Here is a 13,143-nt window from a genome sequence, read left to right as displayed (position 1 = left end):
CGAATTAAATACCAAAACCTGAAATTAGCGGCTACGGGTTACAATGCGCGCACCAACGCGGGTCGGCTGCACTGTGGGTTAGGTCTGCCTCGTACGTTTTGTGCCCACAACGCGAGCAGCTATGCTCTACGCCCTGTACTTGTTCGGTAGCTTCCCCGCACAGACCACAGGGTAGTCCTCGAACAAAAGTCTTGGTTCTGCCCGGATAACCGCATGCGGGGCACAGGTTGTACACCTTGTCGACTAAGTTCTGTGTAGCGGCGGCAATGCATTTCATGCGCAGCGGGTTGAAGTGCGCCCGCATGTCCGTTTCGACAAAAGTCTGGCCTGTGGCAGACTTATCTAAGGCCAGCTGCACGGCCTGTTCTAAGCGCGCTTCTGTGTTAAGTCCCTTGGCGAGGTCTTCCGGTTGATTGTGGAGCTCATGCGCTTTAATCACCATGCCGTGCGCCGGGAAACCTGCCTGATAAGCAAACTCTAAGGCCTCCGCAAAGCTCTTTACTGCGCGCCGCGCGTAGTTTGTTTCCGTGGTGGCCGCTTCCCCAATCAGCTCAAGTCGCCTCTCCCGGTCGAGCAACAAGACTAGCTCCAAATTCAGGGTGGCAAACGGCAAGAGCGGATGCGGGCTAAAGGAGCCTTCGCTCGCCACTCCAATTGTGAGGGCACATTGCTCGGCTGCCGCTAAAGCTTTGGCCCGTAACGCTTCGACCTGATTTCCGGCGCGCGGGATATCACCGGTAAAGGTGCCAAACCGGTCGGTGTTAAAGCCCTGCGGCACCTTAAGGGTAATGCCTAAGGCCGGGCAGAGAAGCGGTGCGATGACCTGCTCTTTGCCGTGCATAGTGGCCAGCACACCCACGCGCCCCGCAAAAAAGGCGTGAACGGCTTGGCGCGTTTGGCAGTCCTCCACTTGACCCATGTACCTACTCCCCCGCAGTCCCCGGTTTGCCGCTTACTCTGGTCGCACTATCTGCACCCAAGTCTGGCCGAAAATGCGCTCTACCGGAGTCCCGTCCGCGTAGTAAAAGCGCGTGGGCGACTCAGGTGAATCTTTCTGCCAGGTGCCCGTAAAACGCTGCCCTAAGGCGTAATAATGCATCGTGCCGCTCCCCACTAGCTGTGGTGTGGGGCGTCCAAGGAGGTCGGTACGGTGGGGCACAAACTGCACGAACACGTTTCGCGCCATAATCGTCGCGCCGCTCGCGTCGCGGTGCACGGTGCCGTTAACGTAGCGCCGGTAAGCTCCCTGCTCGGGTACATATACGTAGGATACAGCATGCTCCCTGGAATACGCAAGTTCGATGCGCAGAGCCTCTTCACCTGTAAAGGGCAAATAAGCGGGACGTATCTGGACGTCGTCTGACGGCGCTCTGCTGCCTAGCGTCGCCAAATTCACAAACAGGTTGTGCGGCGCGCGTCTGGCGGCATCGCGCGTGAAGCTAGGGCTGCGACTGCGAATAGCGTCGGTGCCCGTTACTTCCCACTGCCGCAATAGGTCGAGAACGTCGGCGCCGCCGCCCGAGTACACGAAGTGTGCGCCGTTCTCAAGTGCTAGCATAGCGCTGTGCGCGCGCGCACTGCGCACCGGGCCCACGCGTTCCGGCAATGTGCCAAAAATCGCTAAGTAGCGGGTAATGCGCCCCTCTACTTCGTACTCGTAAATCATGCCGGCCTGCGCAAGGCCCCACTGCGGGCGAGCTTGGGCGATGTTGTCAATGACCACGCCGTAAACAGGCAGGCGCTCGGCGCGCGGCGAAACAAGGGCGAGGTCACCGGCGAGCTTGGCACGTGCCCTCTCTAAGAGGCGCGCCAGCTCGCGTTTTTCGCTGGCGAGGTTCCGCTGCTCGGCCGCGCGCTGCTGTTCGAGGCTCGTAAGGCGCTGCTGCTCTGCCTGCAGAACGCGCCGGCTCTCCCGCAGTACTGTCTGCTCGGCCCGCACGGAGTCAATAAGTGTGGCATCGTGGCGAAACAGCCGCGCCATGTAAGCAAGGCGAATAAAGAGGTCGCCAAAGCTCTCGGCGCGCAGCAAGAGGGAAATGTAAGAAGCTCCGCCCCGCATATACACCATGCGCACGCGTTGCCCTAAACTAGCTGTTAGAGACGCGAGCTTTGCTTCTGCTTGGCGCTCCCTCGCGCGTGTATATACTAGTGTGTTTCGCACCCTTGTGAGCTCATTGTCAACCTCCCGCACGCGTTCTTGCCGTGAGGCAATCGACTCTTCCATAGCATTAAGCGCGGCCTCAAGTTCGCGCACTTCGCGGGCCGACTGCTCAGCCCTTTGGCGCGGGTCGAGCGGGTTGCCAAGCGCGCGCCTAGTCGGCTCGCCTGCAATAGACAGCATCAGGAAAGCGACTATTATTGCGCATAAGACGACTTTTCTCATGTCACACCCTCCTAGGGGTTTTTGTGCACAGTGCACAGTGCTCAGTAGAACGGTATCGCGGTGGCGCCAGTTCCCCTTTGACCTTTTACCTCGTACCTTTCCACCCTTTTTTCTCACCGCTCACAGCTCACAGCTCAAAGCTCAAAGCTGGCGGCTGGTGCCCTTCCCTAGTGGCGCAGGTATTTGCGGACAGCCAAAAGGCTCCCCAACGCGCCAACTAGCGTACCTAGGACAAGCATCGTGCCAAAGACGGAGCCGAGCTGTACCACACCTGTGACAGGGGTAAGTAATAGCGGCAAGGCCATTTCGCCGAGGCTACCGACCAGAGAGCCGTAAAGTGCCCACAGGGCAAAGCTCGCGAGCAGCGCGCCGCAAAAACCCATCACCGTGCCTTCGAACACAAAGGGAAGCCGGATAAAGCCGTTGCTGGCACCAAGGTACTTCATTACGCCGATTTCCTCTTGCCGCGCAATCACCGACAAGCGAATAATGGCAATCACGAGGAAGATGGCGCCTAGTCCAAGCAGCGCACTAGTGGCCACAAGCAATCCACTCACCCAACGCGTAAATGCCAGAAGCTGCGTTATAAGCTCCTCGCCGTAATCAACCGCGTCTACTCCGTTGATGGCGCGGATAGCGTCGGCTACGGAGCTAACTTGGTCTGCCGCTTGTACGCGGAGTCTAAAGACATCCGGCAGCGGGTTGTTCTGTGCTGTAAACACTTGGAACAGCTCCGGGTCGCCTAGCGACTGCCCGAGCTCCCGCAGCCCTTGGGCACGCGGGACAAAGACTATCTCGCTTACACCCGGCACTTGGTTGAGTTTTGCCCTAAGCGCGTTAACGTCCGCATCCATGCGGGCAAATACGGCTATCTCTACATTGGTTTCAATCGTACGCACCATCTGGCGCACGTTAGCCGAAAGCAGCATAAACCCCCCGAGAATAGCGAGCGAAACGGCAACCATGCTGGTAGTGACCAGTACCAACAGGGCGTTCCGCCGTAGCGACACCACGCCCTGCCTGAGGCTGTAGCGCAAGGAGTTAATGTTCACTTCCGTAACCCCCTCGTTTTATATCGCGCACGACCCGTCCCTTCTCGAGCTGCACAACGCGCCTCTGCAGGCGGTCTACTATATCTGAGGCATGGGTGGCAATAACTACGGTAGTACCGGCTCGGTTGATGGCGGCAAACAGCTCCATCAGTTGCCAGGCGTTGTCTGGGTCGACGTTGCCGGTAGGCTCATCGGCTAGTATTAGCTGGGGCTTGCGCACCATAGCCCGCGCAATGCCTACGCGCTGTTGCTCGCCACCCGAGAGCTCCGCCGGAAAGGCCTGCGCACGGTCAAGCAGCCCTACCTCCGCGAGCGCTTCCGGCACTGCTTTCCGTATAGCCTCCGGCGACTGGCCGACTACTTCCAGAGCAAAGGCGACGTTTTCAAAGACGGTCTTTTGCTTAAGGAGGCGAAAGTCCTGAAACACCATGCCAATCTTGCGCCGGTAGCGCAGCAGCTCTCCCCCGCTTAAGCGCGCGAGATTTCGCCCACGATAGGTTATGACGCCGTTCGTCGGCAGGTACTCGCGAAACAGCAAGCGCAAAAGTGTGCTCTTGCCAGCGCCGCTCTGGCCTACGAGGAACACGAACTCCCCATTTTCAATCGTCATGTTAACGCCACAGAGCGCGGTCTCTCTGCCTCCGGGATAGCGCTTGCTTACGTCGATTAGGCTAATCAAGGCCAAGTCCTCCCATGCTGTCAAAGAATGTTGTGCTAGGCAGGGGCAGCCTCTTTGGAAACGAAAACATGCCGCATCGTAACCGAGGCTAAAACGACAAATCCTCCGAGGAGAGCCCACTGGCCGGGAGTTTCGCGCAGCAGCAGGAATGCCCACACAGGGTTAAGAAGGGGCTCCAGGACGGGGATAAGAATGGCGTCTAGCGCGCTGACGTGCTTAATGGCGAGAGAGTACAAAATGTATGGAATGCCAAGCTGCACTACGCCGAGCACAATCAGGGGCAGCCAATCGGCAGCGGCCGGTGGGCCAAAGGCTACGAACGGGAGGCCGATTAAGGCTGTCAAGGCGTTACCCAACAAAATAGACAGGATAGGCGAGCCCTCTTTCTGGTAGCGCAAAAATATGACGAGGCAGGCAAAGCTTACGCCGCTCAGCAAGGCAAAAACGTTCCCGAGCATGCCGGCGGGACTGAGGAAGTCGACAAAGAACATGGCAATACCCACAAAGGTAGTGACAATGGCTACCCAGTCGAGGGCCGAGTTCTTCTCATTGAGAAACTTTTGCGCGAGGAGCGCGACATAGATCGGGGCGGTAAACTGCAACATAATCGCATTAGCCGCCGTAGTAAGCCGATTGGCGGCCACAAACAGCATGACCGTCGCCGCATAAGCAAGCGCTCCGCCTAGCTGCGCCTTACTCCACGTGAACTTCGGCCTGCCGACAAAGCCCCAGATAACCAAGAGGGCAATGGCGCTACGGGTGCCAGCGATGGCCAGCGGGTGTAGCTCCACAGATTTAATTAAAACCCCCCCCAAGCTCCACAGCACTGCGGCTGCGGCTAACATGAATACGGCGGTGTTGCGCTTCATCGTTACAACTCCATTCTCTGCTGACAAGGGTAGCTAACTATGTATAATTCGCCGCGCGGGTATGTAGTACCTGCCGACTTAGAGAAGCAAAAGGGACGGAGCTTTTTGCTTCACGTCGCTACCTGCTCACGGCTTACAGCGTACAGCTTACGGCGGAGAGGCTGGCGGCTCGTAGAAAGGAGCGTGCTTCGTGCTCCGCCCGTTCCCCTCACGCCTACAGCCTCAAGCCTAAAGCCTCTCCCCAAGCGACAAGCGACAAGCCACAGTCCCCTGGCGGCTGGCGCCTGGCGGCCGGCGGCTCAACAAAAAGAGCCATCCCGCCATTGCGGCGAGACAGCCCTTTTCACAGACCGAGCTAGATTAGCAGAGCTGACTTGGTGGCTTCGGGCCGCTGGCCGCAAGCCCCGGCTCTATCGGCATAGGAGCGAACTTGACATACATAAAGTACGCTAGCGCTAGGACAGCTGCGAGTGCACCAACCGGGTAGGAAATGGAGGTGGCCAGCCCGAATCCTTCGGGAGCTTGTAGGATATAGGTTATGGACACGGCAGTCATAAAGGTAGCAGGCGCGGTGCAGATCCAGTGGAGCTTACCCATTTTCTTAAGGTAAACTGCCGCGGCCCAGAGCATGAGCATGGCTAATGTCTGGTTAGACCAAGCGAAGTACCGCCACACAATCTGAAAGTTGATGGTCGTCAGCCAGTAACCGACAGCGAATAGCGGAAGAGCAATGGCGAATCGGTTAACAATTGGTGTCTGGTTGATCTTAAATACATCAGCAATCGTCAAACGGGCGCTGCGGAAGGCTGTGTCGCCGCTGGTTATCGGGCAAGCCACGACGCCAAGTACTGCTAACACTCCGCCGAGGGCGCCAAGTAGTTGTACGGAGACATGATGCACGACACCGGCTTGCGCACCAAGTTGACCAAGGCCAGCTTGTAGCTGAGGCGTGCCGCCAAAGAAGGTGAAGGCAATAGTCGCCCAAATAAGGGCAATAAAACCTTCAGCAATCATGGAGCCGTAGAAAACGCGGTGCCCATACTTCTCGTTAGTCATGCAACGCGCCATCATCGGCGACTGCGTGGCATGGAAACCGGAAATTGCGCCGCAGGCAATAGTAATGAACATTAGGGGCCAAATCGGCAAGTTGCGGGGATGCAGGTTTGCCAGTGTCATCTCCGGAATAACCATCGTACCGGCTAGGTGTCCCCAAATCATAGCACCACCAATTCCAACGGCCATAAACAAGAGGGCCAAGCCAAACACTGGGTAAATCTTAGCTATGAACTTATCTATGGGCAGCATGGTAGCCAAAATATAGTACGCGATAATTACCCACACCCACACGGCAGGGGTAAGTCTCTCAGGGGTAAGCCTGCCTAGTAGATTGGCCGGGCCTGTAATAAACACAACACCCACAAGGACAAGGAGGATGACGGAGAAAACGCGCATTACCTGTTTGGCTACGTCGCCGAGGTAGAACCCTACGAGCTCCGAAACAGAGGCGCCTTTGTGCCGCAGGGACAGCATGCCTGAGAAGTAGTCATGCACCGCTCCGGCAAAGATACAGCCGAAGACAATCCAAAGAAGCGACACCGGCCCCCACAGCGCGCCTAGTATCGCACCAAAGATAGGGCCGAGTCCGGCAATGTTAAGAAACTGGATAAGGAAGATGCGTTTCCATTCGATAGGAGCAAAGTCGACTCCGTCGGCCATCGTAGTCGCCGGCGTTGGGCGGTTTTCATCAATGCCAAAGACTTTCTCGACGAACGCGCCGTAGACTACGTAACCACCGATTAGCAGAGCTACCGCCAGTAGAAATGTAAGCACTATTACCCCTCCCCTTTTAAGATACTTAAATATTATGCTTATTTTTCTCAGGTGTGCATAATTTGCGGCTAAGCAGTCAAAAAACAGGCCTGAATGGCCTGTTTTGGCGTCTAGATACCTACGCGCAGTCGAAACTCCTTCACCTGTTTGCGGCTTACGGGGACATCCGCCGCAAAGCCCTCTAGCTTGAGCACGTAGCCGCCGCTAAACCAGGGAGAAATCTCCTTTATTTTGTCTAAGTTGATGAGGTAGCCGCGGTGACACCGGAAAAAGTTGTGGGTGGCAAACTTATCCTCGAGCTCCTGCAGGGAAAGCTCACTCCTATATACCGCCTGCTTAGCGCCGACCAGTATGTCGCGCCCGTCGGCAAAGGCTAGGGAAATGTCTTCAAAGGGCAAAATGTAGACCTTCTCATCTCGCCGCACGGGTAATCTGTCCTTGGCGGGACGCGCGACCTGCGCTTTCCCTTTGTCGAGTGCGACTCGCGCCTTGTGCGCAGCCTTGAGGACGCGGGCTTCGTGGTAAGGCTTAAGAATGTAGTCCAAGGCGTTAACTTCAAACGCCGCGATGGCGTAGCTGTCGTAAGCGGTGGTAAACACCACGTGGGGCTTGTCCGGCAGCTGGGCTATTTCCTTAGCCAGCTCTAGACCATTGACCCCCGGGAGCTTAATGTCAAGAAACACGAGCTCGGGGCAAAGGGCGAGAATTACGGCCAACCCTTCGTCAGCCGTCTCGGCCTCCCCTACTACTTCGAGCCACCCAAGCTGCCTAAGGAGGAACGACAGCTCTTGGCGCGCCGGCTGCTCGTCGTCAATAATGATTGCGCGAATGGCCACCTAGGCCACCTCGCGTCGCGGAATACGCACTTGACACGTCGTCCCGAGCCCAGGTACTGACTGGATGTCTAGGCCAAAATGTGGCCCATAGAGGCTGCGCAAGCGCTGGCTGACGTTGCTTAGCCCAATGCCGTTACCGCTGTAGACTGCGTTGTTAACGTCAAACCCTACGCCCGAATCTTGGATAGTGACGATGTGACAGGCGCCGTTAGTCTCGGAAGCAATATGCAGCACACCGCCGCGCGGATGTGGTTGGATGCCGTGCCGCACGGCGTTTTCCACCAGAGGCTGCAGGATAAACGGCGGCAAGAGAAAGTCTTCAGATTTAAGGTCATACTCTACCTGCAGCTTGCTACTAAAGCGCGCTTTCTCGATTTCGAGGTAAGCTTCTACATGCTCAAGCTCTTTGCTGAGCGTAACCATATCCGGGGGATGCACAAAGTTTTGCCGCAACAAGTCTGCCAAGTTAAGGAGCAGGCGCCGCGCCGTCTCGGGCTGCGTGCGACAGAAGGACACTACCGTATTTAACGCATTAAACAGGAAGTGCGGGTTTATTTGCGCCTGCAGGGCCCGCAGCTCGGCGCTCGCTAGTAGCTTCTCTTGCATGTCCTTCTCAGCTAGCTCTAGCTGCGTGGAGAAGAGGCTACCTAACCCTTCGGCTAACTGCCGCTCCACCGGTGTAACTGCTTGGCTCTTGGTGCGATAGAGCTTTAATGAACCGACTACGGCTCCCTTTAGCGTTAACGGCACGATGATTGCAGACTGTAGCGGACACCCCGGATGCGGACAGCCAATCTCGTGCGCCATCTGCGCTTCCTGCCGCTGACCGGTGCCCAGCACTAGCTCGGTCAAATGGGTCTGAATTTCTTCGCCCACGCGGTGATGGTCCGCGCCGGCACCGACGTGCGACAGTATCTCGCGCCCCTCGGTAATAGTAACGGCGTCGACCTCGGTTTCGGCAAAAATAATCTTGCAGGCCGCGGCAGCGGTGGCACTACTAAGCCCGCGCCTTAAAATGGGCAGTGTCTTGTTGGCAATTTTAAGCGCCAACTCCGATTGGTAGGCCGCTTCGCGCTCGCGGTCGCGGTAAATAGTCTCCTGCAAAAGCACAAAGAGCGCCACACCGACGGCGTTCATAAAGATCATGGGCAGACCGATTTTTTCTACCAGGGAGACGGCCGCCGCAAACGGGCGGGCTAGAGCCAAGATAATTAGCATCTGCATCGACTCACCGATAACAGTCGCCCAAAACCCCACGACGGCGCGATGTTTGGCCCGAATAAAGTAGCGGTGCGCGAATGCGCCGACAAGACCCTTAACCACAGTAGCCAAGCCGCAGGCAAAAGCCGTAAAGCCGCCGATGTCAATGGCGTAACGATGGAGACCCGCAATTAAGCCCGCGCCGATGCCGACTGTCGGGCCGGCCCACAAGCCTGCCGCGACTACCGCCACAGCCCGGGAGTTGGCGATGGCCCCGTCTACCGGAAACCCATGGTAAGTTCCTAGCACACCGAACAAGCCGAAGACGACCGACAGCAGGATTGTGCCCCGCAACGTCTGTTTGTCGCCGTACATGGCGCGGCGAAAGGGCTTGGCGTTAGACAACAAAAAGGCGATAACGAACATCAAGGACAGGCTGTTAACCAGCCCAAGGATAATCTTGATGTGGATTTCTGACATGGACTTCGCCTCCGCTAGGGGATTGTCGCTTGTCGCTTGTCGCTTGTCGCTTGGGGAGAGGCTTTAGGCTTGAGGCTGTAGGCGTGAGGGGAACGGGCGGTGAGCGGTGGGGCAATCGTGAATCATGAATCGTGAATCGTGAACTGCAACCGCGGAGTGGCTTTCCGCTTTCCGCTGTGAGTTGTGAGTTGTGAGTTGTGAGCGTGAGCAGCAGCCAGTAGCCAGCAACCCCTAACACAATTATACATCACCTGCCACGTGCCCGCCACAGCCACGCCACAGCTTGTCACGTTCCGATAGAATAGCGCGCTAATCACATAAGCTACATTAAAGACCAATCGTGTGAGAGGGTGATTACCCTTGTTGACGTTTGTCCGAATCACCGAGAAAAGTCTGGCTGTGTTTATCTGCCGACATTTGTGGCGCCATAACTTCGTTCGACGCACTTCCAATGATATTCTGCGCTCGCCGCACTACGCCATATATGAGGAAAACACCCTCGTGGGGTGGATTGGCTACAGGAGGGTCGGTAAAAGGCGATATGAGATAAAGCATTTAACAGTCCTGCCGGAAGCGCGACAGCACGGAATCGGGAGAGCCGCTGTTACTTACGTCGTCAAGCTGTTACGGGAAAGAGGGGCCGATAGCTGTCATGCCTACATTCGCCCCATCAATATCCCCTCAATTAGGCTTTTCTTTGGACAAGGCTTCCGGTGGACCAAGGGAAGCCGCATGCGGAAATACACTCTTTATCTGTGCCTGCCTGCCCCCTCTGCCGCTCAATCTGGCGGGCGACGCCATAGTGCCGCGAGCGCGAGCTTTAGCTTCGGCAAGCTTGGATGCACTAGTTCTTCGTCATCCATACCGCCGACGACAAGTGCGTAGACCCCGTCAGTTAGACTAAAGCATTCCATGGTCTTTTCTTCGGGGTCAACAATCCAATAATGCACTACACCCGCGCTTTGGTAGATGCGCATCTTTTGGAGCCGGTCCTTGCGCCCACTAGATGGCGACAGAATTTCTACAACCAGGGTTGGTGCGCCGTCGACCCGCGCGTGCAAGACCTGCTCCCGCTGCCGTGAAGACACATAGAAGATGTCTGGCTGAACTACTGTATAATTGCCAAGCGTGAGGTCTAGCGGAGCATTAAACACCTCGCCCGCCGGATCTGTCGCTAGGAAATAGTCCTCTAACATGCGTTGCAGGCGACGCGACACGCGTTGGTGCAACACGGTAGCAGATGGCTCTTTCACCAAGAAGCCGTCGAGCACCTCAAAGCGAACTCCCGGCTCTTCGGGTAGTGAGCAATAGTCTGCGTACGTCAATTTCTTAGGTAAGTCTCCTGCGTATTCCGTAGCCCGCTCATGAACCTCGCTGCTTAACGCGTTGACAACTTCAGACAATCGGTATCGGTACTGCCTGCCACTAAGCTCAATGAATGGAATCCTCTGCTCCCGCGTGTAGCGCCAGATAGTCTCAACCGACAGATTAAGCTCCCTCGCCAACATGTGCGCGGTGATCAAACTATTATCGACCATTGCCAACTCACCTCAACCAGATAATACCGCTGACTGCTGCTTGTGTCAAGTTAAGTTAACTAGGACGCATGTCGCACTCCTCCGTCCCTCAACGCCAGCCCGACCAGACTCTAGACATGACCATCAGAGCAAATCGGCAAGCATATCTAGTGCAAGTTGAGGGCAGTTCTGCGCTCAACGGCGTGGAGCTCGCGCAGCACGATGCGATGGAGATTTTAGATGAAACAATCGTGATCAAGGCTTGCAGCCAGTCGCACTATCCTTTGATTGAAATGCCCAAGGCGTGAAGCAGAAGCAATAGGAGACGGGTCTTTTCAGTCCTTAGCGACATAGCCCCGTGCGACACAAATCAAGATACTTTCGCAGCTCGATAATTATCTCGTAGTGAAGCTCGCTTAGCGGGCGCGGATTAGACCGGTATTTCTCGATGTTTCTAGCCCTAAAACCTTCGACGACAAAGAGCACTATGTCGATAGCTTTGGCAGGATCAAGGTCTGGCCGCAGATCAGAGAAGTCGATGTTCTGCACTAGGATTTGCAGATATCTTTCCACGTTCACCTTCTTCATCGCTGCGATTTTTTGCTCGACGTCTGGGGGACAGTCACACAGCTGCTGTGCCAAAAAGCCGTATTCGAGGGGATGTTGGTCCGTCAAGGCCCACTTCCGCAAGGTAAGGGTAACTATGCGGTCGAAGATTGTTTCACGCTTCAGTTCAAGCCCGTGCAAGAAACTATCGTTGAGGACTTGCGTGCAGTGCTCTGTGAGGTAAAGAAATAGACCCTTCTTGCTGCCAAAGTAGTAAAAAAGTAATCCTTTGGCTATGCCGGCCTCACTGCACATAACATTTGTCGATGCACCGCTGTAACCCGCACGCGCGAACTCCCTAAGGCAGGCGTTGCGAATTATTGCTTGCTTGCTCGGGTCGAGGTTACCGAATGTGCTCGCTGTACCCACACCTGCGGGCTCCTTTCAAAAGAGAATGTAGGGGTATGCTGTCATAATAGCATACCCCTTGCCCATTTACGAAAAATCCAGCTACTGAACGCGCATTAACCTAGAGACCGCGACCCCGCCCCACAGCACCATGGTCGCCGCGAATGCCGCCAACAGGGCCAGAGGCTGCCAAACATCGGCGAAACCGCCGCCCTTGAAGAACACAGCGTGTGAAACCTCCATCATCCAAGCGAGCGGAAACAGCTCGCTAAGGGATTGTAGCCACGTGGGGAAAATCGCCACTGGGTACATAATGCCTGAGAGAAACATCATCGGCATCATTAACGGCAGGCCCGCCACAATCCGAAAAGTGCGTTCGTCTTTAACGTAAGCGCTGATGGCGTAACAGAGGCCCATCAGACCAACACCGGTAAGAAGTGCCGCTAGCACGAGGAGCCAGAGCGAGCCAGTGGGAGTGATGCCAAAAAGGTAGACCGCAATGAGAACCGTCATGATAGTTGACGCCAAAATCAGGAGGGTGTTAGCTACAAGTTTGCCTAACACGACCCAGAGGCGGCTAATCGGGGCTAACGCCAGAAAATAGATAGTACCGGACGTCTTCTCCGCGATTAAAGTAAATCCGCTGAACACAAAGGCGTTTGACAATACTACCATCGCCGCTAGTCCCGACCCAAGCAGACGCAACAGATAAGTCGGGTCATTCATGCCAAGACCCCATGCCTCCTCTATAGCGAAGGCTGTGCCGTAAGCGTTTTGCCCGCCCTGTAAGGTGTCAAGCACTGTAGTGGTGATGTTCGCGAGTGCTGCGCGCGCTGCCGCCCCTTGCGTGTCGTCAAGCAGCACCGTTATCCTTTCTGTGCCTGCAGGAGCATATACCATCGCTATAATTCTACCCTCTAAGACAGCCGCCTTTGCTGCGTCTGCGTCGGGGAATACTACGGCTGCTACTTTCCCTGAGGAAAGCATGGTTTGGGCGATAGGGCTCCCTTCGACGACGCCAACCTTCAGATGGTTCATGGGTTGCGCCTGAAGGCCAGCCAAGTAACCCCACAGAATCACGACTAGAATGGAGTTTATGAGTGACATCACAAACAGCTTGGTCTTTAGTTGCAGCAGCATCTCATTGCGCATGATTCCTAGGAGTGCTGTCAAGTTCCTCACTTAGTAAGCTCCTTTCCGGTTAGCTTTAGGATTACTTCTTCTAGTGTTCTTTCACCGTTGGCCTTAAGCTCTGCCGGTGAGCCGTCAGCGATTATCCTGCCCTTGTCAATCACTATTACCCGACGACAGAACTTTTCTGCTTCCTCGATGTAGTGCGTGGT

13 protein-coding genes are annotated in these 13,143 nt (G+C 55.8%); 2 read left to right on the top strand and 11 right to left on the bottom strand.

Annotated features, from left to right (window positions below):
- Window positions 1–31: 31 nt before the first annotated feature.
- From KGZ66_06220 to KGZ66_06185, 8 genes are all read right to left on the bottom strand, one after another.
- A complete protein-coding gene (locus KGZ66_06220) occupies window positions 32–919 on the bottom strand; it encodes a hypothetical protein (protein ID MBS3985180.1) in 888 nt (295 codons plus the stop codon).
- Between the two features lie 33 nt (window positions 920–952).
- Entirely contained in the window at window positions 953–2,383 is a 1,431-nt protein-coding gene (locus tag KGZ66_06215; protein ID MBS3985179.1) for a DUF3048 domain-containing protein, read from the bottom strand.
- Window positions 2,384–2,550: 167 nt separating this feature from the next.
- On the bottom strand, window positions 2,551–3,435 hold the full coding sequence (gene ftsX / locus KGZ66_06210; protein ID MBS3985178.1) for a permease-like cell division protein FtsX: 885 nt from the start codon (window positions 3,433–3,435) through the stop codon (window positions 2,551–2,553).
- A complete protein-coding gene (gene ftsE, locus KGZ66_06205; GenBank protein ID MBS3985177.1) occupies window positions 3,425–4,120 on the bottom strand; it encodes a cell division ATP-binding protein FtsE in 696 nt (231 codons plus the stop codon). Before ftsE ends, ftsX begins: the two co-directional genes overlap by 11 nt.
- Window positions 4,121–4,149: 29 nt before the next feature.
- Window positions 4,150–4,983, bottom strand: a complete 834-nt coding sequence (locus tag KGZ66_06200; protein ID MBS3985176.1) for a DMT family transporter — start codon at window positions 4,981–4,983, stop codon at window positions 4,150–4,152.
- 360 nt (window positions 4,984–5,343) lie between these two features.
- On the bottom strand, window positions 5,344–6,813 hold the full coding sequence (locus KGZ66_06195) for a carbon starvation protein A (GenBank protein ID MBS3985175.1): 1,470 nt from the start codon (window positions 6,811–6,813) through the stop codon (window positions 5,344–5,346).
- A 110-nt stretch (window positions 6,814–6,923) separates the two neighbouring features.
- A complete protein-coding gene (locus tag KGZ66_06190; protein MBS3985174.1) occupies window positions 6,924–7,649 on the bottom strand; it encodes a response regulator transcription factor in 726 nt (241 codons plus the stop codon).
- Window positions 7,650–9,329 carry a sensor histidine kinase gene (locus KGZ66_06185; GenBank protein MBS3985173.1) on the bottom strand — a complete coding sequence of 560 codons (1,680 nt, stop codon included), beginning with the start codon at window positions 9,327–9,329 and terminating at the stop codon, window positions 7,650–7,652.
- 360 nt (window positions 9,330–9,689) lie between these two features.
- On the opposite strand from KGZ66_06185, the gene KGZ66_06180 reads away from it, so the two are divergent.
- Window positions 9,690–10,214 (top strand): GNAT family N-acetyltransferase, encoded by a 525-nt coding sequence (locus KGZ66_06180; GenBank protein ID MBS3985172.1) that lies wholly within the window; start codon window positions 9,690–9,692, stop codon window positions 10,212–10,214.
- Here the strand turns inward: KGZ66_06180 and KGZ66_06175 are convergent.
- Window positions 10,109–10,867: a Uma2 family endonuclease gene (locus tag KGZ66_06175; GenBank protein MBS3985171.1), complete on the bottom strand. Its 759-nt coding sequence runs from the start codon at window positions 10,865–10,867 to the stop codon at window positions 10,109–10,111. The genes KGZ66_06180 and KGZ66_06175 overlap by 106 nt on opposite strands.
- 116 nt (window positions 10,868–10,983) lie before the next feature.
- On the opposite strand from KGZ66_06175, the gene KGZ66_06170 reads away from it, so the two are divergent.
- A complete protein-coding gene (locus KGZ66_06170; GenBank protein ID MBS3985170.1) occupies window positions 10,984–11,154 on the top strand; it encodes a hypothetical protein in 171 nt (56 codons plus the stop codon).
- Window positions 11,155–11,188: 34 nt separating this feature from the next.
- On the opposite strand, the gene KGZ66_06165 is transcribed toward KGZ66_06170, so the two are convergent.
- Window positions 11,189–11,821, bottom strand: coding sequence for a TetR/AcrR family transcriptional regulator (locus KGZ66_06165; GenBank protein ID MBS3985169.1), 633 nt, complete (start codon window positions 11,819–11,821; stop codon window positions 11,189–11,191).
- A gap of 81 nt (window positions 11,822–11,902) precedes the next feature.
- Window positions 11,903–12,982, bottom strand: a complete 1,080-nt coding sequence (locus tag KGZ66_06160; protein ID MBS3985168.1) for an ABC transporter permease — start codon at window positions 12,980–12,982, stop codon at window positions 11,903–11,905.
- Between the last annotated feature and the right edge of the window lie 161 nt (window positions 12,983–13,143).

Source organism: Selenomonadales bacterium (assembly GCA_018335585.1).
Classification (GTDB): domain Bacteria; phylum Bacillota; class UBA994; order UBA994; family UBA994; genus UBA994.
This window is presented reverse-complemented; position numbering and strand designations above follow the sequence as displayed.